This is a genomic window from Kitasatospora sp. NPDC096128 (genome assembly GCF_040303105.1).
GTDB lineage: Bacteria > Actinomycetota > Actinomycetes > Streptomycetales > Streptomycetaceae > Kitasatospora.
The window spans coordinates 1-24,086 of record NZ_JBEOSP010000009.1; the positions used below are offsets into that span (position 1 = coordinate 1).

The 24,086-nt window shown below is 73.5% G+C and carries 24 protein-coding genes and 1 riboswitch; of the genes, 15 read left to right on the forward strand and 9 right to left on the reverse strand.

The window, feature by feature from the left end:
* Positions 1–238 precede the first annotated feature (238 nt).
* Positions 239–1,078, forward strand: coding sequence for a trehalose-phosphatase (otsB, locus tag ABTY61_RS12445; protein ID WP_350504921.1), 840 nt, complete (start codon positions 239–241; stop codon positions 1,076–1,078).
* Here the strand turns inward: otsB and ABTY61_RS12450 are convergent.
* Positions 1,065–2,531 (reverse strand): alpha,alpha-trehalose-phosphate synthase (UDP-forming), encoded by a 1,467-nt coding sequence (locus ABTY61_RS12450; protein WP_350504922.1) that lies wholly within the window; start codon positions 2,529–2,531, stop codon positions 1,065–1,067. The genes otsB and ABTY61_RS12450 overlap by 14 nt on opposite strands.
* Before the next feature lie 38 nt (positions 2,532–2,569).
* Positions 2,570–3,580 carry a glucosyl-3-phosphoglycerate synthase gene (locus tag ABTY61_RS12455; RefSeq protein ID WP_350504923.1) on the reverse strand — a complete coding sequence of 337 codons (1,011 nt, stop codon included), beginning with the start codon at positions 3,578–3,580 and terminating at the stop codon, positions 2,570–2,572.
* A gap of 143 nt (positions 3,581–3,723) precedes the next feature.
* Positions 3,724–3,859, forward strand: a riboswitch (SAM riboswitch).
* Positions 3,860–3,876: 17 nt separating this feature from the next.
* Here ABTY61_RS12455 and thrC point away from each other — a divergent pair.
* The 5 genes from thrC (at position 3,877) to ABTY61_RS12480 (ending at position 8,661) form a co-directional block, all read left to right on the forward strand.
* Positions 3,877–5,157, forward strand: a complete 1,281-nt coding sequence (gene thrC, locus ABTY61_RS12460) for a threonine synthase (protein ID WP_350504924.1) — start codon at positions 3,877–3,879, stop codon at positions 5,155–5,157.
* A gap of 25 nt (positions 5,158–5,182) precedes the next feature.
* Entirely contained in the window at positions 5,183–5,461 is a 279-nt protein-coding gene (locus ABTY61_RS12465; RefSeq protein WP_350504925.1) for a MoaD/ThiS family protein, read from the forward strand.
* A 553-nt stretch (positions 5,462–6,014) separates the two neighbouring features.
* Positions 6,015–6,218 (forward strand): cold-shock protein, encoded by a 204-nt coding sequence (locus ABTY61_RS12470; RefSeq protein WP_030289665.1) that lies wholly within the window; start codon positions 6,015–6,017, stop codon positions 6,216–6,218.
* Between the two features lie 333 nt (positions 6,219–6,551).
* Positions 6,552–8,174 carry a chaperonin GroEL gene (gene groL, locus ABTY61_RS12475; RefSeq protein ID WP_350504926.1) on the forward strand — a complete coding sequence of 541 codons (1,623 nt, stop codon included), beginning with the start codon at positions 6,552–6,554 and terminating at the stop codon, positions 8,172–8,174.
* A 130-nt stretch (positions 8,175–8,304) separates the two neighbouring features.
* Positions 8,305–8,661, forward strand: a complete 357-nt coding sequence (locus tag ABTY61_RS12480) for a DUF8819 family protein (protein ID WP_350504927.1) — start codon at positions 8,305–8,307, stop codon at positions 8,659–8,661.
* On the opposite strand, the gene ABTY61_RS12485 is transcribed toward ABTY61_RS12480, so the two are convergent.
* Entirely contained in the window at positions 8,658–9,290 is a 633-nt protein-coding gene (locus ABTY61_RS12485) for an HD domain-containing protein (RefSeq protein ID WP_350504928.1), read from the reverse strand. The two genes, ABTY61_RS12480 and ABTY61_RS12485, sit on opposite strands and share 4 nt — an antisense overlap.
* A gap of 64 nt (positions 9,291–9,354) precedes the next feature.
* Between ABTY61_RS12485 and ABTY61_RS12490 the strand changes: the two genes are divergently transcribed.
* The 3 genes from ABTY61_RS12490 (at position 9,355) to ABTY61_RS12500 (ending at position 11,490) form a co-directional block, all read left to right on the forward strand.
* Positions 9,355–9,738: a PadR family transcriptional regulator gene (locus ABTY61_RS12490; protein ID WP_350504929.1), complete on the forward strand. Its 384-nt coding sequence runs from the start codon at positions 9,355–9,357 to the stop codon at positions 9,736–9,738.
* On the forward strand, positions 9,735–10,694 hold the full coding sequence (locus ABTY61_RS12495) for a hypothetical protein (RefSeq protein WP_350504930.1): 960 nt from the start codon (positions 9,735–9,737) through the stop codon (positions 10,692–10,694). The genes ABTY61_RS12490 and ABTY61_RS12495 overlap by 4 nt, the downstream gene beginning before the upstream one ends.
* A gap of 109 nt (positions 10,695–10,803) precedes the next feature.
* Positions 10,804–11,490 (forward strand): copper homeostasis protein CutC, encoded by a 687-nt coding sequence (locus ABTY61_RS12500; protein WP_350504931.1) that lies wholly within the window; start codon positions 10,804–10,806, stop codon positions 11,488–11,490.
* Positions 11,491–11,532: 42 nt separating this feature from the next.
* On the opposite strand, the gene ABTY61_RS12505 is transcribed toward ABTY61_RS12500, so the two are convergent.
* On the reverse strand, positions 11,533–13,578 hold the full coding sequence (locus ABTY61_RS12505) for a HelD family protein (protein ID WP_350504932.1): 2,046 nt from the start codon (positions 13,576–13,578) through the stop codon (positions 11,533–11,535).
* 290 nt (positions 13,579–13,868) lie between these two features.
* Here ABTY61_RS12505 and ABTY61_RS12510 point away from each other — a divergent pair, with 290 nt between their 5' ends.
* Positions 13,869–14,030 carry a hypothetical protein gene (locus ABTY61_RS12510; protein WP_350504933.1) on the forward strand — a complete coding sequence of 54 codons (162 nt, stop codon included), beginning with the start codon at positions 13,869–13,871 and terminating at the stop codon, positions 14,028–14,030.
* Between the two features lie 56 nt (positions 14,031–14,086).
* Here the strand turns inward: ABTY61_RS12510 and ABTY61_RS12515 are convergent, their stop codons facing one another.
* Together ABTY61_RS12515 and ABTY61_RS12520 are read right to left on the reverse strand one after the other, a co-directional pair.
* Positions 14,087–15,724 (reverse strand): DNA repair helicase XPB, encoded by a 1,638-nt coding sequence (locus tag ABTY61_RS12515; protein ID WP_350504934.1) that lies wholly within the window; start codon positions 15,722–15,724, stop codon positions 14,087–14,089.
* Positions 15,725–15,832: 108 nt separating this feature from the next.
* Positions 15,833–16,237, reverse strand: coding sequence for a hypothetical protein (locus ABTY61_RS12520; RefSeq protein ID WP_350504935.1), 405 nt, complete (start codon positions 16,235–16,237; stop codon positions 15,833–15,835).
* Positions 16,238–16,345: 108 nt separating this feature from the next.
* On the opposite strand from ABTY61_RS12520, the gene ABTY61_RS12525 reads away from it, so the two are divergent.
* Entirely contained in the window at positions 16,346–16,597 is a 252-nt protein-coding gene (locus ABTY61_RS12525; RefSeq protein WP_350504936.1) for a hypothetical protein, read from the forward strand.
* A gap of 25 nt (positions 16,598–16,622) precedes the next feature.
* Here the strand turns inward: ABTY61_RS12525 and ABTY61_RS12530 are convergent, their stop codons facing one another.
* The gene (locus ABTY61_RS12530; RefSeq protein WP_350504937.1) at positions 16,623–19,124 is read right to left on the reverse strand and encodes a helicase-associated domain-containing protein; all 2,502 of its coding nucleotides are present in this window, start codon (positions 19,122–19,124) and stop codon (positions 16,623–16,625) included.
* A gap of 236 nt (positions 19,125–19,360) precedes the next feature.
* Here ABTY61_RS12530 and ABTY61_RS12535 point away from each other — a divergent pair, with 236 nt between their 5' ends.
* Positions 19,361–20,230 carry a hypothetical protein gene (locus ABTY61_RS12535; RefSeq protein WP_350504938.1) on the forward strand — a complete coding sequence of 290 codons (870 nt, stop codon included), beginning with the start codon at positions 19,361–19,363 and terminating at the stop codon, positions 20,228–20,230.
* Positions 20,231–20,274: 44 nt separating this feature from the next.
* Here the strand turns inward: ABTY61_RS12535 and ABTY61_RS12540 are convergent, their stop codons facing one another.
* Positions 20,275–20,901, reverse strand: a complete 627-nt coding sequence (locus ABTY61_RS12540; RefSeq protein ID WP_350504939.1) for a TetR/AcrR family transcriptional regulator — start codon at positions 20,899–20,901, stop codon at positions 20,275–20,277.
* Between the two features lie 110 nt (positions 20,902–21,011).
* Here ABTY61_RS12540 and ABTY61_RS12545 point away from each other — a divergent pair, with 110 nt between their 5' ends.
* The 3 genes from ABTY61_RS12545 (at position 21,012) to ABTY61_RS12555 (ending at position 22,421) form a co-directional block, all read left to right on the forward strand.
* Entirely contained in the window at positions 21,012–21,686 is a 675-nt protein-coding gene (locus tag ABTY61_RS12545) for a hypothetical protein (RefSeq protein ID WP_350504940.1), read from the forward strand.
* A 100-nt stretch (positions 21,687–21,786) separates the two neighbouring features.
* A complete protein-coding gene (locus tag ABTY61_RS12550) occupies positions 21,787–22,254 on the forward strand; it encodes a hypothetical protein (protein WP_350504941.1) in 468 nt (155 codons plus the stop codon).
* Positions 22,255–22,268: 14 nt separating this feature from the next.
* Positions 22,269–22,421, forward strand: a complete 153-nt coding sequence (locus ABTY61_RS12555) for a hypothetical protein (protein ID WP_502895285.1) — start codon at positions 22,269–22,271, stop codon at positions 22,419–22,421.
* On the opposite strand, the gene ABTY61_RS12560 is transcribed toward ABTY61_RS12555, so the two are convergent.
* Entirely contained in the window at positions 22,418–23,941 is a 1,524-nt protein-coding gene (locus ABTY61_RS12560; RefSeq protein ID WP_350504942.1) for a serine/threonine-protein kinase, read from the reverse strand. The genes ABTY61_RS12555 and ABTY61_RS12560 overlap by 4 nt on opposite strands.
* Positions 23,942–24,086 lie beyond the last annotated feature (145 nt).

Genomic DNA, 24,086 nt, shown 5'->3' on the forward strand with positions numbered 1-24,086 from the left:
TTGGCGGTCTGAAAATCACCCGTCACGCCCCTCTCCGCACCCACCCCCTCCACCGCCCCCTCCCGCAGCGCGTCCCTCTCGCCTGGGGCGAGGGAAGGGGGAGGGGGGTGGGGGGGTGGTTGGGGTGGGTGGGTTGGTGCGGGTGAGTGGGTGGGTGGGGTGGTGTGGGCGTGGGTGCGGGTGGGGTGGTGCGGGGGTGTGCGTCATAGGTGGGGGGTGTCGGGGGTATGGGCACGGCATGGGATTCGACGAGAAGTGGGTGCCGGTGACCGGGGCTGGGCGGGACGGGCTTCGGGGGATCCTTGCGGCGCCTGGGGATGCTGTGGTTGCGCTGGACTTCGACGGGACGTTGGCGCCGATCGTTGCGGATCCTTCGCAGGCCCGGGCGCATCCGGGGGTGCGGGGTGCCTTGGGGGTGCTGACGGGGAGGGTGGGGGCGGTGGTTGTCATCACGGGGCGGCCGGCGGCTTTGGCGGTCGAGTACGGGGGGTTGGCGGGGCTTCCCGGGGTGGTGGTGCTCGGGCACTACGGGGCTGAGCGGTGGGAGGGGGGTGAGGTCTCGGCGCCCGAGGTGCATCCGGGGGTGGCTGCGGTGCGGGGGGCGTTGCCGGGGGTGCTGGAGCGGGTGGGGGCGCCCGGGGGGACGTGGGTGGAGGACAAGGGGCGCTCGGTGGCCGTGCACACCCGGCGGGCGGCGGAGCCGGAGCGGGTGTTGGAGCTGTTGCGCGGGCCGGTCGGGGAGTTGGCGGCGGAGCACGGGCTGGTGGTGGAGCCCGGGAGGCTGGTGCTGGAGCTGCGGCCGCCGGGGGTGGACAAGGGGGCGGCGCTGACGGGGTTCCTGCGGGAGCGCGGGGCGCGGGCCGTGCTGTACGCGGGGGACGACCTGGGGGACGTCGCGGCCTTCGCGGCGGTCGAGAAGCTGCGGGGGGAGGGACTCGCGGGCGTGCTCGTGTGCAGCGGCGCGGTGGGGGACGCGCCGGTGCGGGAGCTGGCCGAGCGGGCGGATCTGGTGGTCGACGGGCCCGAGGGCGTGGTGGAGCTGTTGGCGGATCTGGGGGAGGTCCTTACAGGGCGTTGAGCTGGTCGAGGAACCACTGCTGCGGGGGGAGGGCGGTGGCCGCGGCGGCGAGGCGCTTGGTGCGGTCGGCGCGTTCCCCGCGGCTCATGGTGAGGCCGGTGTGCAGGGCCTCGGCGGTGGCGATGACGTCGTACGGGTTGACGGTGAGGGCGTCGTCGCCGAGTTCGGCGTGGGCGCCGGCCTCGCGGGAGAGGACGAGGGCGCAGCCGTGGTCGGAGACCACGGGGACTTCCTTGGCGACCAGGTTCATGCCGTCCCGGATCGGGTTGACGAGGGCCACGTCGGCGAGGCGGTAGGCGGCGAGGCTGCGCGGGAAGTCGTCGTTGACGTGCAGGATCAGGGGCTGCCAGGTGGGGGTGGCGAATTCGGCGCTGATGGCGGCGGCGAGGTCCTGGACCGCGGCGGTGTAGGCGCGGTACTCGGCGAGGTCGGTGCGGGACGGGTAGGCGAAGGCGATGTGGACCACCCGGTCGTGCCACTCGGGGCGGGTGCGGAGCAGGTGCCGGTAGGCCTGGAGGCCGCGGACGATGTTCTTGCTCAGCTCGGTGCGGTCGACCCGGACGATGGTGCGGCGGTCGCCGACGGCGGCCCGGAGGGCGGCGAGGCGTTCGTCGACGTCGGGGCGGTGGGCGCGTTCGCGCAGGAAGTCGGCGTCGGCCCCGAGGGCGTGGACGCCGAGGTGGGTGGTGCGGCCGTCGTGCGTGACGGTGAGGGCGGTGGGGTCGAAGGCGGCGCCGAGGAGGTCTTCGCAGCAGGCGGCGAAGGCGCGGGCCCAGCGTTCGGTGAGGAAGCCGGCCCGGTCGGCGCCGAGGATGCCGGTCAGGACGGCCCGGGCGACGTCGTCGGGGAGCAGCCGGTAGTACTCGGGCGGGGCCCACGGGGTGTGGGAGAAGTGGCCGATCCGCAGGTCGGGGCGGGCCGCGCGGAGCAGGGCCGGGGTCAGGGACAGGTGGTAGTCCTGGACCAGGACGGCGGCTCCCGGGGCTGCTTCGGCGGCCAGGGCGGCCGAGAAGGCGGCGTTGTAGGCCTGGTAGGCGGCCCATTCGGTGCGGAAGCCGGCGTCGAAGGAGGGCGCGGTGGGGGTCGCGTAGAGCAGGTGGTGGACGAACCAGAGGGTGGAGTTGGCGACGCCGTTGTAGGCGCGGGCGAAGGTCTCCGGGTCGATGTCGAGCATTCGTACGGCCTGGCCGCCGACCTCGTGCCCGGCGAGGTCGAGGCGGCCGTCGGGGGCTTCCCGGGCGGCTCTGCGGTCGGCGTCGCCCAGTGCGGCGCAGACCCAGACGGCGTTGGGGTCGTCGATCGCGGACAGGCCGGAGACCAGGCCTCCGCCGCCGCGGCGCAGGGTCAGGGTGCCGTCGTCGGCGGTGCTGAAGGACACCGGTCCCCGGTTGGAGGCCACCAGGACGGGGGCGGTTCCGGTCGCACTCGAACGTTCGGTCGTGAGATCGCCCATGGTTGGGATGTTGCCGGGGGGTCGGGGTGGCAAACCCCTCAGCGGTGGGTGGAGTACTCGGGGACGGTGTGCATCGGGGGGCGTTCCAGGGCCGTCACGGGGTGGGTGTGGGCGGTGAAGATGGGGGTCCCGCCGGCCGGGGTGCGGGTGAACTGGGTGAGGTGGGGGTGGACGAGGTCGGCGGAGGCCTTGAGGCGGTGGGTGCGGTCGAGGCGTTCGAGGGCGGTGCGGTAGATGGTGGCGGCCATCCGGCCGAGGGCCTGGCCGTCCTGGTGGCGGTGGTGCCGGACGCCGACGTCGACCTGGGCCAGGGCGTCCAGGCCGACCAGGTCCAGGGCGTCGACCAGCAGGCCGAGTTCGACGCCGTAGCCGGTGGGGAAGGGCAGCCGTTCGAGCAGTGAGCGGCGGGCCGCGTACTCGCCGCCGAGGGGCTGGACGAAGCCGGCGAGTTCCGGCCAGTGGAGGTTGAGCAGGGGGCGGGCGACGAGTTCGGTGACCCGGCCGCCGCCGGCCGGGACGACCGCGCCGCTCTCCGTCTCCAGGGGGCGGTCGTACATGGCCTTGACCAGGTGGATGTCGGGTTCGGTGAGCAGCGGGCCGACGATGCCGGAGACGAAGGCCGGGTCGAACTCGCGCAGGTCGGCGTCGACGAAGCAGACGATGTCGCCGTGGGTGACCAGCAGCGAGCGCCAGAGCACCTCGCCCTTGCCGGGGACGGCGGGCAGCCGGGGGAGGATCCGGTCGCGGTGTTCCACCCGGGCGCCGGCTGCGGCGGCGACGGCGGCGGTGGCGTCGGTGGAGCCGGAGTCGACCACGACGAGTTCGTCGACCAGCGGGATCCGGTCCATGAGCTCACGCCGGACGGTGCGGACGATGTCGCCGACGGTGGCCTCCTCGTCGAGGGCGGGGAGGACCACGCTGACCGTCTGGCGGGTGCGCCGCTTGGCGGCGAGGAGGGCGTCGACCGGCCGTTCGGCCGCGCTCCACGAGCGGCGGTGGAGCCAGGACGCCGCCTGCGGGAGAAGTGCGGGGGTCGGTTCGGCGGGCACGGTGACTCTCCTCGGCGGGATCGGTGGAACGGGCCATCTCGCTTGGCGGACGGTCCCTTTCGGGGTGGACGCCTTCGGATACAGTCTTCGTACAGCGGTCGGACCTTTGCACGCCGGGGTCGCCGCTGAACCATAACTTCACATGCTCATCCAGAGGGACTGAGGGAACGGCCCGTTGACGTCCCGGCAACCTTCTCGCTCGGCTGTCGTCGACAGGCCCCGGCGGGACAGGTGCCAATTCCGGCCTGTGGCGCGACCGCGCCGCGGGGAAGATGAGGAGAGAGGCCTCCGCCATCATGGCTATCGACATCGCCGCACCTGTTTCGGTCGACCTCGGCCCCGCCGCCGCCCTGTCCTGTCGGGAGTGCGGAACCCGCTTTCCGCTCGGCCCCAGCTTCGCCTGCCTGGAGTGCTTCGGGCCGCTGGAGATCGCCTACGAGTTCGGCAGCGAGCGCGCCGAGGAGCTGCGCAAGCGGATCGAGTCCGGTCCCGCGTCCATCTGGCGGTACGCGCCGCTGCTGCCGGTGCCGGCCGACGTCGCGTCGAAGCCGAACCTCAACCCCGGGTGGACCCCGCTGGTGAAGGCGGACAACCTGGGCCGTGAGCTCGGTTTCACCGCGCAGCTGCACGTCAAGGACGACTCGGGGAACCCGACGCACTCGTTCAAGGACCGGGTGGTGGCCTGCGCGATCGAGGCGGCCCGGGCGTTCGGGTACACCACGCTGTCCTGCTCCTCGACCGGCAACCTGGCCGGCGCGGTGGGTGCGGCGGCGGCCCGGGCCGGGTTCCGCTCCTGCGTGTTCATCCCGCACGACCTGGAGCAGGGCAAGGTCGTGATGGCCGGGGTGTACGGCGGCGAGCTGGTCGGCATCGAGGGCAACTACGACGACGTGAACCGGTTCTGCTCGGAGCTGATCGGGGACCCGGCCGGCGAGGGCTGGGGCTTCGTCAACGTCAACCTGCGGCCGTACTACGGCGAGGGCTCCAAGACGCTGGCGTACGAGATCTGCGAGCAGCTCGGCTGGCGGCTGCCGGAGCAGATCGTCATCCCGATCGCCTCGGGCTCGCAGCTGACGAAGATCGACAAGGGGCTGCAGGAGCTGATCAAGCTGGGGCTGGTGGAGGACCGGCCGTACCGGATCTTCGGCGCCCAGGCGGAGGGCTGCTCGCCGGTGTCGGCGGCGTTCAAGGCCGGCCGTGACGTGATCAAGCCGGTCAAGCCGGACACCATCGCCAAGTCGCTGGCGATCGGCAACCCGGCGGACGGCCCGTACGTGCTGGACATCGCCCGCCGGACGGGCGGCGCGGTGGAGGACGTGACGGACGCGGAGGTCGTGGCGGCGATCCGGCTGCTGGCCCGGACCGAGGGGATCTTCGCCGAGACCGCGGGCGGGGTGACCGTCGGGGTGCTGAAGAAGCTGGTCGAGTCCGGCCGGCTGGACCCGTCCAAGGAGACCGTCGCGATCAACACCGGGGACGGCCTCAAGACGCTGGACGCCGTCTCCGAGGCGGGCATGACCGCCGTCATCCGCCCGACGCTGGACTCCTTCCACGCCGCCGGCCTCGCGTCCGCCTGAACCACCCACCCCCGCTAGGAGAGCCATGAGCGCCAACGTCCGCATCCCCACCATCCTGCGCACCTACACCGGCGGCGCGGCCGAGGTGACCGCCGAGGGGGCCACCCTGGCCGAGGTGATCGCCGACCTGGAGCAGAACCACGCCGGCATCGCGGCCCGGATCCTGGACGACACCGGCAAGCTGCGCCGCTTCGTCAACGTGTACGTGAACGACGACGACGTGCGGTTCGCCGAGGGTCTGGCGACCGAGATCAAGGACGGCGCCGGCATCTCGATCATTCCGGCGGTGGCCGGCGGCTGCTGAGCCGTCCGGTCCGCTTCCCGGCCGCCCGCACGTACGGAGACTGGAATTCCGTACGCGTGGGCGGCCGCTTGCATTTCGGCGGGAATATTTCAGGGTCAAGTCGGAGTAGAGTGTGGCTCTGCTGGGAACAGGGTTCCTCTTCCGGCGCACGGGGTGCTTCACCGGAGGTCGTCCGGCTGCTCGGACCGGTTGCGGGCCGGGGCCGTGAAACATGTCAGGCAGATGTCAGAATTCCTGCGGGCATTTGGGTAATTCGTCCGCTATGCCCGGCGCGGAATGCCGAGTTTCTTCCGGTTTGTTCGCTCTTGTCTCTTGACGGGCCTAGGGAATTCCCGGCGGTTGACCCTGTTGCAGAGGGCGTCGATCCGGATACATTCAGCGGCGGTCGACGTAATCAGCCGCTCACGGAAGCCGTCCGGCACCCCCGTTGCGGAGGATTGCGGCGTGCACGGCTGCGCCCAGGGGGGGTTCCCCGGGCCGGCCTTCAAAACCAGACCCGGGCCCGCGACCTGCGGGACCGTGAAGGGCCAGCACAGCACTAGGGGAGTTCGGAATGGCTCAGGGCACCGTCAAGTGGTTCAACGCGGAGAAGGGCTACGGCTTCATCGCGGTCGACGGTGGTGCGGACGTCTTCGTCCACTACAGCGCGATCCAGATGGACGGCTACCGCACCCTCGAGGAGGGCCAGCGGGTCGAGTTCGAGATCTCCCAGGGACAGAAGGGCCCGCAGGCGGACATGGTCCGCGCGGCGGTCTGACCCCTTCCGGACCCAGGAGCTCGGCGCGGCCCACGGCTGGTGACCACTCGCTTCTCGACGGGCCCGTACGACACGCGTCGTACGGGCCCGTCGGCGTTCCCGGGGCGGGCCGGGCGGGGGCGGACGGCGGCTCGCGGGTTGGCTATTGGGCTTGCACTCGACCACCCGGAGTGCTAATCATTGGCGTTAGCACTCACAGTGTGAGAGTGACAGCGGACCGGGTCGGTGAGGCCCCCGGGAGCGGCAGGGGAATGGACCTCCGCACACCAGGGCCGTCCGTCGCGGGCACCCCTTGGTCCGAGCAGTCGACCGTGTCCCGGAGGACCACTTCTGATGGCCAAGATCATCGCCTTTGATGAGGAAGCTCGCCGCGGCCTTGAGCGTGGCATGAACCAGCTCGCCGACGCAGTGAAGGTCACGCTCGGCCCCAAGGGTCGCAACGTCGTGCTGGAGAAGAAGTGGGGCGCCCCCACGATCACCAACGACGGTGTCTCCATCGCCAAGGAGATCGAGCTCGAGGACCCGTACGAGAAGATCGGCGCGGAGCTCGTCAAGGAGGTCGCCAAGAAGACGGACGACGTCGCGGGCGACGGCACCACCACCGCCACCGTGCTCGCCCAGGCCCTGGTTCGCGAGGGTCTGCGCAACGTCGCCGCCGGCGCCAACCCGATGGCCCTGAAGCGCGGCATCGAGAAGGCCGTCGCCGCCGTCTCGGACCAGCTGCTGGCCCAGGCCAAGGACGTGGAGACCAAGGAGCAGATCGCCTCCACCGCCTCCATCTCCGCCGCTGACACCCAGATCGGCGAGCTCATCGCCGAGGCCATGGACAAGGTCGGCAAGGAAGGCGTCATCACCGTCGAGGAGAGCAACACCTTCGGTCTGGAGCTCGAGCTCACCGAGGGCATGCGCTTCGACAAGGGCTACATCTCCGCCTACTTCGCCACCGACCTGGAGCGCATGGAGGCGACGTTCGAGGACCCGTACATCCTCATCGCCAACTCCAAGATCGGCTCGGTCAAGGACCTGCTCCCGCTGCTGGAGAAGGTCATGCAGAGCGGCAAGCCGCTCGTCATCATCGCCGAGGACGTCGAGGGCGAGGCCCTGTCGACCCTGGTCGTGAACAAGATCCGCGGCACCTTCAAGTCCGTCGCCGTCAAGGCCCCGGGCTTCGGCGACCGCCGCAAGGCCATGCTCGGCGACATCGCCATCCTCACCGGTGGCACCGTGATCTCCGAGGAGGTCGGCCTCAAGCTGGAGAACGCCGGCATCGACCTGCTGGGCACCGCCCGCAAGGTGGTCATCACCAAGGACGAGACCACCATCGTCGACGGTGGCGGCGACAGCGACCAGGTCGCCGGCCGTGTGAACCAGATCCGTGCCGAGATCGAGAACAGCGACTCGGACTACGACCGCGAGAAGCTCCAGGAGCGCCTCGCCAAGCTGGCCGGCGGCGTGGCCGTCATCAAGGCCGGTGCGGCCACCGAGGTGGAGCTCAAGGAGCGCAAGCACCGCATCGAGGACGCCGTCCGCAACGCCAAGGCCGCCGTCGAGGAGGGCATCGTCGCCGGTGGTGGCGTCGCGCTGCTGCAGGCCGGTGTCGCCTTCGACAAGCTGGAGCTGGACGGCGACGAGGCCACCGGTGCCAACATCGTCAAGGTCGCGCTGGAGGCCCCGATCAAGCAGATCGCGACCAACGCCGGCCTCGAGGGTGGCGTCGTGGTGGAGAAGGTGCGCAACCTCCCCGCCGGTCACGGCCTGAACGCCGCCACCAACGAGTACGTCGACCTGGTCGCCGCGGGCATCATCGACCCGGCCAAGGTCACCCGCTCCGCGCTGCAGAACGCCGCCTCCATCGCGGCGCTGTTCCTCACCACCGAGGCCGTCATCGCCGACAAGCCGGAGAAGGCCGCCGCGGCCGCCGGCGGCGGCATGCCGGGCGGTGACATGGACTTCTGATCCTGATCGGACTCCGATCGGATCGGCTGATCCTCGTCCGCGTGGGCGGTTCCCTTCGGGGGGCCGCCCACGCGGCGTTTCGGCGCCGGGGCCGTTTTGAACCGGTGGGCGGGCCGCGGAGAATGGACGGATGGCTTCCGACGACATCGAGACCGCCCTGCACAACGCCCGGGCCCTGATCCTGGCCGACCTCACCGCGCGGGACGTGGCGGACGCCGCCGTCGTCTCGTTGGTGGAGCAGGCCGTCACCCACCGGCGGTGGTGGCTGGAGCAGTGGCCGGACGGCACCGACTACGTGCTCGGGCTGGTCGCCCAGGACGTCCAGGACGCGCTGCTGGAGGCGTACGGGCGGTGGCCGCTGTGCAGCGCCTGCGCGGCCGACGGGGACCCGCACGCGCTCGGCGTGGAGCCCGAGCTGGGGCCGGAGCCGCACTGGGTGTGCGGCAAGCAGGGGGCCGTGGTGGCGCCGGTGGGGGAGCTGGACTAGTCCTCCAGCGCCCGGAGTTCGGCGGCGAGGTTGGTGCGGGCGGCCGCGGCGAGGCGGCCGTGGGCGGCGGGGGTGCGGTAGAGCGCCGGGAGTGCCAGGAGGTGGCGCAGGACGGCGGCCCGGCCGGTGCGGAAGTCCGGTTCGGGGACGAAGGCGTACTCCTCCCGGACGGCGGTCGCGTACGCCGCGTAGGCCTCGGGGGCGCCGCCGAGGACGGCGAGGTCCGCGTCGCAGAGCACCTCGCCGTCGCGGTCGCCGGGGGCCGGGTCGTGGGCGACGGTGAGCAGGACCAGGCGTTCGACCTCGGCGACGCGCCCGGCGGGCAGGCCGGCGGCGGTCAGCGCGCGGACGGCGAGGGCGGCGCTGCGCTCCTCGTTCTCGGTGCGGTCGGGGCGGTACACGGCGTCGTGGAACCAGGCGGCGAGCCGGACGGTGTCGGGGTCGGCGGCGTGCCCGGCGAGCTCGTCGACGTGGCGCAGGACCGCGCGCAGGTGCTCGGTGGTGTGGTAGCGGCGGTCCGGAGCCGACCAGCGGCGCAGCAGCTCCCGGCCGTACGGGTCGGGGTCGTCGGTGGCGCCGCAGCGGTGCAGCAGGGCGGTCCAGGCGGTGAGCAGGTCCTCGGTCGGCATGGGGCACATTGTGGCGGGTCGGTCCGGTGGACGGGATGTGCCGTTCAACGATATATGTAGGTGTATGACAGAACGCTCCATGCAGGAGCCGACGCTGCTGCTGCTCACCGCGCTGGCGGACGCCCCGAGGCACGGCTACGCGCTCATCCAGGAGATCGCCGCGATCTCGGACGGCCGGGTCAAGATGCGCACCGGCACGCTCTACGGCGCGCTCGACCGGCTGCTGACCCAGGGCCTGATCGAGGTGGCCGCCGAGGAGGTCGTGGACGGCCGGGCCCGGCGCAGCTACGCGCTGACCGACGTCGGCCGAGCCGCCCTGGCCGCCGAGGCCGGGCGCCTGCGGGCGGTCGCCACCGAGGCCGAGCGCCGGCTGACGAAGATCCGGTCGATGCTGCCGGGGAACACCGGGTCCCAGGGGCGGCCCGCCGCGGGGGGAGGACTCTCATGACCGTGCCGGTGATCGGTCCGACCTCCTCGGGGCTGCTGCGGGCCGCGCTGCAGCTCTACCCGGCGCGGTACCGCCGTGAGCGCGGCGAGGAGCTGGCCGAGGTGTTCGCCGACACGACGGCCGAGGGCGGCCGCGCCGCGGTCGCCCGGGAGGTGCTCGGCCTGGCGGTGTACGGGCTGCGGGTGCGGCTCGGGCTGACCGGCGGGTCGGCGGCCGGACGGCTGCTCGCGCTGGTGGCGCCGATGATCGCCGGTGCGGTGGTCGGGGCGACCATGGCGCCCTGGGCGGCCACCCTGGAGCGGACCACCAGGTGGCTCGCCTGGGACGACTCGGTCGGGAACCACCTCCGGGCCTTCGCCCCGCCGGTGGCCGCGCTGCTGCTCGGGGTGGCGGCCCTGCTGGGGCGGTGGACGGCCGTCCGGGTCACCGCGCTGCTGCTGGGCGCCGTCGGACTGTACGACCTGGGCCGGGCCGTCTGGCGGCCGGACGTCTTCGACGTCTGGTGGGTCGGCTACATCGGGATGGCCGCGCTGCCGTTCGTGGCGGCCGCGCTGCTGCTGGTCGCCGCGCCGGCCGACCTGCTGCCCCGGCCGAACCTGCGGACCGCCGGACTGGTGCTGGTCTCGGCGGTCGTCGGCGGGCTGCTCCAGGCGGTCCAGGGCTGGGACGACGCGACCTTCCCGCTGGGCCTCCATTGGTTCGTGGTGATGCTGATCGCCCCGCTGCTGCTGACCCTCGCCGGGCTGCGCGGGCGGATGGGGCCGGCCGGGGTCGGGCTCGCGATGCTGGTGCTGACCGGGCCCGGCAGCGTCTTCAACATCTGGCGGGAGTCCCGTGGGATCTCGCACCTGCTGCCGGTGGCGGTGCCGGTGCTGGCCCTGCTGGTGCTGGTGGCGGTGGCGGAGCGCCGGTTCGGGCGGCGGGAGGCCGTCGGGGTGGTGCCCGGACGGGTGTGACGGCCGGCCCGGCCCGGCGCGGCGCAGCCGGATCGGGGGTGCCGCACCGGGGTGCCGGGCCGGGGGTGCGGTCTCGCCGGGGGCGGGCGGATGTGGCAGGCTGTCTGATATGTCTAGACCAATTTTCGAAGTCATCGCGCTGACGCCCCAGGACGCCCAGGCTGCCGAGTCCGGCGGCGCCGACCGGCTCGAACTGGTCACCGACATGGCCGCCGACGGACTCACCCCCTCCGTCGAGGACTTCGCCCGGATCCGGGCCGCCGTCGGCATCCCGCTGCGCGTCATGCTCCGGATCCGGGACGGCTTCGCCCCCGGCGACCTGGACGAGCTGTGCGCCCGCGCCGTCGCGCTGCGGGCCGAGGGCGCCGAGGAGTTCGTGCTCGGCTTCCTCGACGCCGGGGGCGCCGTCGACCTGGCCGCCACCACGGCCGTCGCCGAGGCGATCGCCGGCTGCCGCTGGACCTTCCACCGGGCGATCGACCACAGCGCCGACCGGGCCGCCCTGCGCGCCGCCGTCGGCGCGCTGCCCGGGCTGGACACCTTCCTCACCTCCGGCGCGCCCGCCGGGGTGGACGCCGGCCGCGAGGTGCTGGCCGCCGAACTGGCCCGCAGCGGCGAACCCGGCCACACCCAGCGGATCCTGATCGGCGGCGGCCTGCGGGCCGAGCACCTCAAGGAGCTGCGGGCCGAGGGCTTCGACGCCTTCCACGTCGGCGGTGCGGTGCGGGCCGACGGCTGGCGGACGCCGGTCGACGCGGCCAGGGTCGCCGAGTGGCGGGCGCTGATCGACGCGTGAGCGACCGGGAAGGGGCCGGTGACGCCACCGGCCCCTTCCCGGTCAGCCGAGCTGCTCGGGCAGCGGCTCGCGGTGCAGCACCGTGAGGCCGGAGACGGCGCGGGTGAGCGCCACGTACAGGCGGCGCAGGCCGGTCCGCTCGTCCGGCTCGCCGGCGACCACCGCGGCCGGCTCGTCCAGCACCACGTAGTCGTACTCCAGACCCTTGGCCAGCGAGGCCGGGACGAGGGTCAGCCGGGACTCGGTGCTGGTCTCGGTGCCGGGGGAGAGGTGCGCCAGCCCGGCTGCGGTGAGCAGCTCGGCGAGCCGGGGGATCCGGGCGTCGGCGGCGATCAGGCCGGTCGAGCCCTCGTGCTCCAGTGCCTCCCGGCAGGCCGCCAGGACGGCCTCCTCCCAGTCGTCGACCGGGCGGATCTCCAGCGCGCCGGGGGTGTCGCGGACGGAGGTCGCCGGGGCCAGGCCGGGGGCGATCGAGGGCAGCAGCCGGGAGGCGTAGGCGATGACCTCCTCGGGCACCCGGAAGCCCTTGGTCAGCTCCTCCACGTGCGCCTCCGGCTTGCCCAGGTGGAGCAGGGCGTCCGGCCAACTCGCCGTCGCCCAGGGGGTGGTGCCCTGGGCGAGGTCGCCGAGGACGGTCGCCGAGCCGGTGGTGCAGCGGCGGCCCACCGCGCGGTACTGCATCGGGGAGAGGTCCTGGGCCTCGTCCAGCACCACGTGCCCGAGTGAGGGCGTGCGCTGCACCAGGTCCGTCGCCTCGTCCACCAGGACGGCGTCGGCGGGGGTCCAGCGGGCGGTCTTCACCGAGCGGCCGGGCTTGGGCCACAGCACCGCCCGCTGCTCCTCGGCGGTCAGCACGCCCTCGGCGCACTCGGCCAGGAACTCCGGGTCGGAGAGCAGCCGCAGCACCAGCTTGGCCGGGTCGACGGCCGGCCAGCACTCCTTGACCACGGCCTTGACCGCGGTGTTGCGGGCCACCGCGTCCTGCACCCGGTCGTCCGGGGCCTCGCCGCCCTGCTCCATCTTGAGCAGCACGGCGTGCGCGATGCGCTGCGGCAGGGCGTCCCGGGCGGCGCCGTAGCGGACCTCTCGGCCCTTCAACTCCTCGATGATCTCGACCAGTTCGTAGGCCGGGACGCGCCAGCGGCGGGAGCCGCGGACCACCACGCAGGGCTCGGTGGGCAGTGTGATGCCCGCCCGCACCGCCCGGCGCAGCACCTCGGCCATCCGGGCGTCGCCCTTGAGCCGGGCCGCCTCCGGGTCGTCCTCGCCCCGCACCTCGACGTGGGCGACCAGCTGCTGGACGGTGGCCTGGGCGACCTCCAGCTCGCCGAGGGCCGGGAGGACCTGCTCGATGTAGGAGAGGAAGGCGTTGTTCGGCCCGATCACCAGGGTGCCGGTGCGGGCCAGCCGTTCGCGGTGGGCGTACAGCAGGTAGGCGACGCGGTGCAGGCCGACCGCGGTCTTCCCGGTGCCGGGCGCCCCCTGGACGCAGATGGTGCCCGTGAGGTCGGAGCGGACGATCTCGTCCTGCTCGGGCTGGATGGTGGCGACGATGTCGCGCATCGGGCCGACGCGGGGCTTCTCGATCTCGGCGGCGAGCAGGGCGGAGGAGGTCTCCTGCTCGGCCGGGTCGGTGAGGTGCTCGTCCTCGTAGGCGGTGAGCTCCCCGCCGGTGTAGCCGAAGCGGCGGCGGCGCTCGACGTCCATCGGCTCGACGCGGCTGGCCCGGTAGAACGGCTGGGAGACCGGCGCGCGCCAGTCGATCACCATCGGGTCGCCGTCGGCGTCGTGGACGTGGCGGCGGCCGATGTAGAAGCTCTCCCCGCCGCCGCCCTCGCTGAGCTCCTCGCTGACCGCGTGGAGGTAGTCGAGGCGGCCGAAGAACAGCGGGGTGTCGGAGAGGTCGGCCAGGGCGGCGATCCTGGCCTCGATCTGGTTCTGGAGGATGACGGCGGACACCCAGGTGCCGGTCACGTCGCGCAGGTCGAGGGACTGGACGTCCTCGCGCATCGCCCGCAGCGCGGACCGGGACGAGGCCAGGTGGTCGCGTTCGCGCTGGAGCGGGTCGGTGGTGGGGGTGGCGGGCACAGCGAACCTTCCCGGCTGCCCCGGTGGCGGGCGCAGCGGATCGATGGAGCTCACGGTGGGGTACAGCCGACCGGTTGCCGTGCGGTCGGCACCTCCCCCGGCTGCCGGCGGAACACGCCAGGTACCACGGTTCGGGAGGGGGCAGACGGACGATCTTAGACCTGTCGGTCTCGGGGTTCCAGCCCCGCAGGTCTCAGGGGGTGCCGTACACCAGGAGGAGGACGTCCGTCCTGGTGGATACGGCCTTCGGAGTGATGCCGTGGGCCGTCCGGGTGCCTACCGTTGAAGACATGAGCACCGAGAACCGCACCCCCCGTACGGGCCCGGCCGGCGCGACCGCCGTCCAGGGCCGCCACCGCAACCCGCTGAGCACCGCCGTGCGCAACGTCGGGATCGTGCTGGACACCGCCGCGCGCGTGATCTTCCTCGGGCGCGACGGTGTCCGGTACTGAGCGTGCCTGCTCCTGAGTTGCTGCTCCTGAAGCGCTGCTGCTGAGCGTGTCCGCGGCTACAGCACGTCGTCCGCGTCGATGATCCGGTACGCGTAGCCCTGCTCGGCCAGGAAGCGCTGCCGGTGGGCGGCGAAGTCCTGGTCCACCGTGTCCCGGGCGACCACCGAGTAGAAGTGCGCCGAGTGCCCGTCCGCCTTGGGGCGCAGCACGCGGCCGAGGCGCTGGGCCTCCTCCTGGCGGGAGCCGAAGGTCCCGGAGACCTGGATGGCCACCGTGGCCTCGGGCAGGTCGATCGAGAAGTTCGCGACCTTGGAGACGACCAGGACGCCGATCTCCTTGTTCCGGAAGGCCTCGAAGAGCTTCTCGCGCTGGGCGTTGCTGGTCTCGCCCTTGATCACCGGCGCGTCCAGGACCTCCCCGAGCTCGTCCAGCTGGTCGATGTACTGGCCGATGATCAGCGTCTGGTCCTTCTCGTGCTTCTTGACCAGGGCCTCCACCACCCGCCGCTTGGTCGCGGTGGTCGCGCAGTAGCGGTAGCGCTCCTCCGGCTCGGCGGTCGCGTAGGTGAGCCGCTCCGAGTCGGTCAGGGTGACCCGCACCTCGCAGCAGTCGGCGGGCGCGATGTAGCCCTGGGCCTCGATCTCCTTCCACGGGGCGTCGAAGCGCTTCGGGCCGATCAGGCTGAACACATCGCCCTCGCGGCCGTCCTCGCGCACCAGGGTGGCGGTCAGGCCGAGCCGGCGGCGGGCCTGGAGGTCGGCGGTGAACTTGAACACCGGCGCGGGCAGCAGGTGCACCTCGTCGTACACCACCAGGCCCCAGTTGCGGGCGTCGAACAGCTCCAGGTGCGCGTAGACGCCCTTCCGCTTGGTCGTCATCACCTGGTAGGTGGCGATGGTGACCGGGCGGATCTCCTTCCTGGTGCCGCTGTACTCGCCGATCTCGTCCTCGGTCAGCGAGGTGCGCTTGACCAGCTCGTGCTTCCACTGGCGGGCCGAGACGGTGTTGGTGACCAGGATCAGCGTGGTCGACTTGGCGTGCGCCATGGCGGCGGCGCCGACCAGCGTCTTGCCGGCGCCGCACGGCAGCACCACCACGCCGGAGCCGCCGTGCCAGAAGCCCTCGACGGCCTGCGCCTGGTACGGGCGCAGCTGCCAGCCGTCCTCGTCCAGGTCGATCGGGTGCGCCTCGCCGTCCACGTACCCGGCGAAGTCCTCGGCGGGCCAGCCGAGTTTGAGCAGCACCTGCTTGATCTGCCCGCGCTCGGAGGGGTGCACCACCACGGTGTCGGGGTCGATCCGGGCACCGACCAGCGGGACGATCTTCTTGGAGCGCAGCACCTCCTCCAGCACCGGGCGGTCGGTGGTGGTCAGCACCAGGCCGTGGGTGGGGTGCTTGGACAGCTGGAGCCGGCCGTAGCGGCCCATGGTGTCCGCCACGTCGACCAGCAGGGCGTGCGGCACCGGGTAGCGGGAGTACTTCACCAGGGCGTCGACGACCTGCTCGGCGTCGTGCCCGGCCGCCCGGGCGTTCCACAGCCCGAGCGGGGTCACCCGGTACGTGTGCACGTGCTCGGGCGCCCGCTCCAACTCGGCGAACGGGGCGATGGCGCGACGGCAGTCGGCGGCCCCGGGGTGGTCGATCTCCAGGAGGAGAGTCTTGTCGCTCTGGACGATGAGTGGTCCGTCGTTCACGCGGGGGAGCCCTCCACTGGCTGACAGGCTGGATTGACCGGCTGGGATCGCCAGACCGGACGGAAGCAGACCCTCCAGTGTCGCTCATTCCGCGCGGAATGTGTCGGGCTACTTCCACTCGTAGAACTTGCCGGTGGACTTGCCGCCGGCGTCGGTCTCGTACTCGAAGAGGCCCACGACGCCGTTGAGGCGTTCCAGGTCGGGGGAGACGGTGGAGAAGAAGAGCGCGCCGCGGAAGCTGGTGCCGCCGTCGGCGGTGAAGTGGCCGACGCCGCTGCCGTGCCAGGTGACGCCCTGGCCGTCGGCGGTCATGTCGACGCCCTGGCCCTCGCCGTACAGGGAGCCGTCGGAGCGCACTTCGGACTCGTAGGTGCCGAGGGAGTTGACGGTGATGCCGTAGTAGCTGCCGGTGCCGCGGAAGGACACTTCGACGACGGGGTGTCCGTCGGCGCCGCCGATGACGCGTCGGCCGCTGTCCTCGCCCTGGAATTCGCCGATCAGTTCGCCGAGCATGGTGGGTGCCTCCTTGTCGCGAACCCCCTGTTCCCGGAGTACGCCGGGTGCGTCCGCCCGTCAACTGCTCCGAGTGACCACGGTGCGTGCTCGCTCGTTGAGCCGGTCATGAAGACCTCCAAGCGCGTTCTCACCGCCCTCGCCCTGATGGGCACGGCCTTCGCCGCCACCGCCTCCTCGGCGGGCTCCGCCCATGCCCTCGCGGGCATCGGGGAGGGGCCCGGCGGCCTGCTGGCCGCTCCCGGATTCCTGATCGCCGACCAGGTCGGCGGCGGCTCGCTGCCGGTCGGGCAGGGGGAGATCGGCAGCCTGGCGGACCAGGCCGTCAAGCAGAAGATGAAGGAGTCGCAGGGTCACTGACGCCCGGTCGGCTCGATGGCGTCGGCTACTCGTCCAGCTCCGCGACGCCGGTGATCCGGTGCAGGGCGAAGGTGCGCAGTTCGTCGGCGTGGTGGTCGAAGGCGGTGACGAAGCCGCCTTCGACCTTGACCGGGTCGATGATCCGCTGGCTGGCGATGCCCTCGGCGTTGAGGTAGCCGATCCACATCCGCTCGCCGAGCAGGACGGCGGTCTGGAGGGCGGCGAGGGTCTCGGCGGCGGCGGTGCGGGGCAGGTGACGCGGGTCGGGGGTCGGCTCGCGGCGGGAGGCGGTGGCGGCGCGGTCGCCGGCCCGGATGGCCTTGATGGCGGCGGCGAGCAGGGTGTCGTCGGGGGCGGGCGGGCCGTCGGGGACGGGCGTGGGGGCGGTGCGGGGCGGGGTGCGGTGGCTGTCCGGCCGGGTGATCAGGACATCGCCCTCGGCGGATTCGGCGGCCGGGGCGTAGCCCATGGTGCGCAGGGCGGTGAGCAGGACGTCCGGGGCGGCCTGGGAGGCGAGGACGGTCGGGGCGAGCAGGCGCAGCCGCAGGTCGGCGGCGCGGCGGTCGGCGAGCACCTCGCCCAGCAGCGCAGGGTCGTCGCAGCGCAGGTAGGAGGAGGCGGCGCCGACCCGCAGGATGCCGTGCCGCCGGGCCACGTCGTCGATCAGGTAGGCGAGCGGCTGGGGGACGGGCGTGCGGCTGTGCTGGGCCAGGAAGGTCTGCAGGTCGGCGGCGGTGCGGCCGGCGTCCAGGGCGCGGCGTACGGAGGTCGGGGTGAAGCGGTAGACGGTGGCGCCGCCCTTGGACTCGATGTCGGCGCACAGGGCGAGCGCCTGGGCGAGCGGGGTGAGCAGCGGGCCGGGGGCGATCGCGGTGAGGTCCGGCTGGAGGATCACGTGGTCCAGCGGCTGCGGCAGCAGCGGGGCGAGCACCTCGGCCGGGTCGGACTCGGCGGTGAGCAGGGCCCGGGCGGGGGCGGCGAGGGCGCCGCGGCCGGTGATGCCGAGCAGTTCGGCCTCGGCGAGGGTCCAGGTGGTGAGGTCGTCGCGCAGTTCGCGGCCGTCCGGGCCGCTCGGGCCGCCGCGCAGCGGGCGCTGCCAGCGCAGGGTGGGCAGCAGTTCCGCGGCGGTGGCCGGGGTGCCGGGCGGGAGTTCGGCGAGCAGCGCGAGGGCGGCGCGGCGGACGGACGGGGCGAGGGTGCGGTCGAGTTCGGGTCCGAGGGCGGCGCGCGGCTTGCCCTTGCCGTCCTGGGTGCCGGTGAGGGCGGCGACGCGGGTGGCGGCGAGCCAGGCGGCGGCCAGGACGGACCAGCGTTCGGCGGTGTCCAGCTGGAGCCAGCCGTCGTACGCCGGGGTCGGCGCCCAGCATTCGTCGGCTTCGCCGTCGGGGGCCAACAGGCCTGCGGTGTAGGCGAGTTCGAGCCAGAAGGCGGCCTGCTGCTCGGTGGTCTCCAGGGTCTGGGCGGCGCGCTTGAGGTCCCGTACGCCGAGGCCGCCGGCCCGCAGGGTGGGCGGCGGGGTGAGGCCCCAGGTGTCGAGGAGTTCCTCGACGGTCTTGACGGCGGTGTGCGCCTGGCCGGCCGCGGCGCTGTCCACAGCCTGTGGATCGCGCGGGGGCGCGGCGGGCGCGGGCTCGGGCTGGAGCGGTTCGACGGTGCGGTGGGTGCGGCCGCCGCGCAGGTGCAGGGCCAGCTCGCGGGGCAGCACCACGCTGCCGGGGCTGGTGGGCAGCAGCAGGCCGCGGGCCAGCAGCCATTCGACCGGGCTCTGGGCGTCCTCGGCGGTGACCGGGCGGGTGGCGTCCGGGACGGTGCCGGTGGGCGGGCCCCAGACCAGCCGCTCCAGCAGCCGCAGCGCGGCCTCGGGGGCGGTGTCGAGCAGGGCGGCGCAGCGGGCGCGGTCGGTGAGCAGGGCGGTCAGGGCGGCGACCGCGGTGACCGGGTCCGGGGTGGCGGGCTGCCCGGCCGAGGCGAGCAGCTGCTGCAGCCGGGCCGGGGACATGCCGGTGGTGGCGTCGGCGAGGGTCGGGCCGAGGCCGGTGCGGCCCGGGTTGGCAGCGGTCGGGGCGAGTGCCTCGCGGACGGCCAGCACCAGCCGCAGGCCGTTGTCGGGGCCCCAGAGCAGGGCCCGGTCGCGCAGGACGGCGATGGCGCGGGGGAGGGCGGCGGTGACGGCGGCGCGGTCGGCCGGGGTGAGCGGGGTGGCGCCGGGGTGCGGCTTGACCTTGGCCGGGCCGGTCAGCAGGGTGCGGACGGTGGCCAGGCCGGTGCCGTCCGGGGTGGTCGCCAGGGCCTCGGCGACCTGGAGGGTGAACCGGTCGAGCCGCTCCAGGGCGCGCAGCGCGGAGGCGCGGGAGGACAGCCGGGCGGAGAGCTGGGCGAGGTCGCCGGGGACGGGGTTCAGCAGGTCGGGGCGGGACCGGAGCAGGGCGGCGAGTGCGTCGTCGGGGCGGGCGCGCAGCTCCTCGGCGAGGGTGCGGGGGCCGGCGGGCGTCCTGCTCTGGCGTTGAGGGCCCTGCTGTGTGGTCATTCGACCTAGGTTAGTCGGGCGCGCGGACGGTGGGGGCGCGCGTGGGGCGGGGCGGGCCGGGCCTGGGCGGGCCTGGCCGGGGCGGGCCGGGGCGACAGGTGGGGCGCCCGGCGGCCGGGTGCGCGGTGGGACTCGCGCGGGCGGGGCGCGGTGGGTAGCGTCACGGCCGAGGGCGGTCGGGTGGTCGCCGTACCCTCAGCATCAGCAGGCGGCGCGGGCGAGGCGGGGTGTCGGTGATGACGGACGGCGAGTGGTGGCGCAAGAGCGGGCCGTGGAGCGAGCGGGCGGGGGCGCCGGGTTCGGCCGTCCCGTCGACGCCGGCCATGCCGTCGACGTCGCCCGCCTCGTCTGCTCCGGCCGGCGCGCCGGAGGGGTCGTCGGCTGAGGACAGCGTGTACGGCCCGTCGGTCGCCTCCGGGTACACCGGGACGGGCGGCATCCCGAACGTGTCGCTGGACCTGCCGGGCGTCGCCTCGCCCGGGGGCGGCTCGGACGTCATCCCGCCGCCGACGGTGCAGAGTTCGAGCCCGTGGACGATGACGATGCTCGACTTCTCGGACACCCCGCAGGCCGCGCCCAAGCCGATCCCCGAGCAGCGCGCGGAGGAGGAGGCGGGGCAGCAGCCGCCGGTGGAGCCGGTCGGCGGGAAGGCGTCGCGCCCGTCGAGGCGGGAGCGGAAGGCGAGGGCCAGGGCCAACGCCAAGGCCGGCGCCGCGCCGGCCGCCGCCGCGGGCAAGGGCGCTCGCAAGCCGTCCCCGCTGATCCTGCTGTCCTGTGGGCTGCTGGTCGGCGGTGCGGTGTCCGGGTTCTTCCCGGCCATGCTGGCGGGTTGGGGGCTCGGCTACCTTTCCCGTCAACTCTCCGATCTGACGCGCAAGTTCGTGATCCTGGGCATTCCGCTGGCGACGATGAGCGCGACCGCGCTGTTCGCGATGCGAAGTGCCAAGCAGACGGCGGGCGGTGGCGGCGCCGGGGTGCAGGCCGGTTCCCCGCTGGGCCAGTTCAGCTGGTCGATGGCCCCGGGCGTGCTGCGCACCGCGGCGGTGCTGACGGCGGTGGTGCTGCTGCTGTTGAGCATGCGCCGACGTCCGCCGCAGCAGGGCTGAGCGCGGGGCCGCCACCGTGCCCGCGGGCGGCCCCGCGCCCGGGCTCAGGAGAGCGCAGTGAAGCCCGTGCAGAGCAGGCGCACGCTCCGGGTGTACTTCTCGTCCTGGCTCAGCCGCGGGATCAGGTCGCCCATGATCAGCGGGAAGTTCTCGCGGAGTTCGGCGTAGAGCTCGGCGGTGACGGTGGGCGGGGCCGCGGGCTGGTTCTGCTCCTGGAGCACGAAGCCGGTGATGTGGCTGAGCAGGGTGTCGGCGGCGATGCCGCAGTGCTCGGCGGGCAGGCCCGCGTCGAGGAGGGTGCGCAGCAGGCGTTCCATCAGGGAGAGGCCGCCGGTGCTGAGCACGCCGGGGCTCTCGGCGAGGAGTTGGGCGCCGCCGGGGTGCTGCTTGATCTCCTGGCGCAGGGTGGCGGCCTGGGCCTCGACGCGGTCCTGCCAGGTGGCATCGGGCGGGAGGGCGGCCAGGGCGGCGGTGCCCGCGTCGTATGCGCGGCGGCTGATCCGGTCGGCCATCAGGGCGAGCAGTTCGTCCTTGCCGCGTACGTGGTAGTAGAGGCTGCCGGCGTGGGCGTTGAGGCGGTCGGCGACCTGGCGCATGGACAGGTTCTGGTAGCCGACCTCGGCGAAGACGGCCATGCCCGCGTCGACGATGCGCTCCTTGGTGAGCTTCATGGGGTCCACCGTACAACTTTTTCCAACGCCGTTCGAAAACTGTGCTAGCTTTACCCCATCAGGTTTCGAACGGTGTTAGAAAATGCCGGAGGCAGGGGGAGGGGCCAGTCATGGAGGCGATCGTCTTCAACGTGACCACGGCTGCGCTGATGGTCATGATGGTCAACTGCGGGCTCGGCGTGGTCGGCCGCGACACCCTGCGCGGACGCCCGCTCCCGTGGGCGGCGATCGCCCTGACCGCCGTCGCCGTCGGCGGGGTGCTGCTCCAGCTGGTGTGGTCCGGCGCCATGGACGCGCTGGACGCGGACCCGGCCAAGTCCGGCTGGTGGCGCGAGCTCACCTCGGTGTTCATGCAGAACGGCGGCCTCTTCGGCGGCCTGTGGAACCTCGTCACCCTCGCCGCCGTCGCCGCGCTCGCCCAGTGGTACTGGGGCGGCCCGCTGACCCTCGGCTTCTTCCTGGCGGGCATCCTGCTGCCCGGCCGGATCGACACCCTGCTCGGCATCGGCGGCGGCCCCAGCACCGATCCGCGCAACTTCGCCGGCAGCTCCGGCGCCACCTACTTCCTCGGCGCCACCCTCGCCCTCGCCTTCCTCACCCGCACCCGGCTGCCCAAGGAGGTCGCCCTGGCCGCCGGTGTCCCGGCGCTCGGCCTGGCGATGTGGTTCGCCCAGGAGAACGGCCACGGGCTGGTGTCCGCCTACGGCTTCGTGCTCGGCGGGGCGGTCTGGGCGGTCCGGGGGCGGGTGGCGCGCCGCCAGGGGGTGCGGGGGCGGGCCGCGTGACGGTGTGAAGGTAATGTGTCGGACCCCGGGTCCGTCGTCCAACTCCCTTGCGGGGTACGGCGACGGGCCCGGTCCCGTTCCGCGACCCGGAGGTGCCCCGGTGGCCCGTCTGTACGTCCGCTCCGACCTCGACCCGAGCGACCGGGACGCGCACGTCGCCGTCCTCGTCGTCGACCCCGACGGCACCCCCGGCGAACGGGCACTGGACCGGCTCGGCTCGTACTGCTACGAGGGGGACGGCGTGTTCTTCCTGCTGCCGACCGACGGCTGGGCCGAACGCACCCTGGACGGAGGCCGGTTGACGGTGTCGATCGCGGTCTACCCGTACGCGCTGGAGCAGGTCAGGGTCGATCCGGCCGACTTCCCGGTCCGGTCGTCCGTCGACCCGGACGCCGCCGTCGTGCTGACCGCCGAGGTGGCCGTCCCGGCGCCGCCGGTCCGGTTCTCCGAGGCCACCGCCGTGTTCACCGGGGCGCCCGGCACCCCGCTGGAGGCCCTGTTGGCCGCCGGGGAGGACTGGCCGATGGTCCTCGCGGACGGGCCCGCCGAGGAGGAGCCGGTCAACTGACCTGGGATGCCGCCATGGTGAGGATCCCGTCGAGGACGGCCGCCGGGCTGCTGGCGATGGTCAACGGGCTGGGGGCGAGTGTGCTCGGCGGTCAGCGCACCGGCGAACAGGCGCTGGCCGTCCTCACCCACCACCTGGACGAGCTGTTCCGGGTGCCGCGCGGTTAGGGCGTCAGGCTCTGGTACAGCCCGTCCGCCCACTGCTCGGCGTACTCGCAGACATGGGTGGTGTCGTCGGCGTTGCGGGCCTGCATCACGGCCGAGGCGTAACCGCCGTTGGCCGTGGGCCACTCGACCCGGCAGAGGCTCATGTGGGGGTCGTTGAAGGTGTCGATGTACTCCTGGCCGGTGACGGCGTTCGCGATCCGCACCGGGTGGGACTTCGCGTTCACGCTGTACGGGCCACGGTAGGTCTGCGCGCTGGCGAAGTTGTACGGGAACTGGGAGGAGCCGTCGGTCCACCAGTCGCACCGGCGCCGTTCGGGCTTGACGTCCTCGCGGCCCGTGTTGGTGAGCCCGAGCTTGGCGGCGAGGACGGCGGAGACGCGGCAGGGGGTCGGCAGGTCCGGGAGGCCGGGCGGCCGGCTGCTCACCGGCAGTGCGGAGGTGGTGGACCCGGCCTTGGCCGCGGCTCCGGCCGTGGGCTGAGCGGTCCCGTCGTCCCCGGGGAGCGTGGCGATCAGCACCCCGGCCACCGCGGCCAGCATGACGCCGACGAACACGCCCATGGCCGTCCGGGCCGAGCGCGACATCGGGGGGCCGGTGGGGGCCGTCACCGCGAGGTCCTGTGCCGCCGGCGCGGGAATCGGCGAGGTTGTCACGGTCGGCGCCGGGAGCGGATGGTCGAGCGCGGTGGGCACGTCCGGGACGGACCGGTCGAGCATCGCCAACGCCTGTGCCGTGCTGGGCCGTTGCTCCGGCTCCTTGGCCAGCAGCGCCAGGATCAGCGGCGCCAGCCGGCCGGCGTTGCGCGGCGGCGCGGGCGGGTCGAACAGCACGGCGGTGAGCGAGGCCGTCGCCGAGTCCCGGCGGAACGGCGAGACGCCCTCGACCGCCTGGTACAGGGTGACGCCGAGGGAGAACAGGTCGGAGGCGGCCTGCCCGTCCACGCCGCGCGCCCGCTCGGGCGCGATGTACTCGATCGAGCCGACGAACGCCCCGGTCGCGGTGAGCGTCGTGTCGGCCTGGTGGACGGCGATCCCGAAGTCCGCGAGCAGCACCTCGCCGTCGTCGGCGAGCATCACGTTGGCGGGCTTGACGTCCCGGTGCACCACCCCGGCCGCGTGGGCGGCGCCGAGGGCGGTCAGCAGAGCGCGGGCGACCGCGGCCGCCCGCTCGACCGGCAGCGGCCCGTGCGCGGCCAGCCGGTCGCTCAGCGAGCCGCCCGACACCAGCTGCATCACCATCCACGGCATGCCGTCCTCGATCAGCACGTCGTGGACGGACACGACGTGCGGCCGGTCGCGCAGCCGGGCGGCGTTGCGCGCCTCCCGCTCGGCCCTGGCCAGCCGTTCGGCCCGCTCGCCATCGGAGGTCGCGGGCGGCAGCCACAGCTGCTTGACGGCCACGTCGATGCCCAGCGTCTCGTCGTGGGCCTGCCAGACCCGCCCGAAGCCGCCGGCCCCCAGCTGCCGGACCAGCCGGTAGCGACGGCCGATCAGCCGTCCTGCTGTCGCCTCTTCGGTCACGGCCCCGCCCCGCTCTCGATCGCTTCCGGCGCCCCCGATGCCGCCGCGAGCCGACAGTACGGGTACGGCTCCGGGCGGATCAACCGGCCGCGGGAAGGGACCCGGCCTCCGGGCCTGCCGCCACCCATCCCGCTGCGGGGGTTAA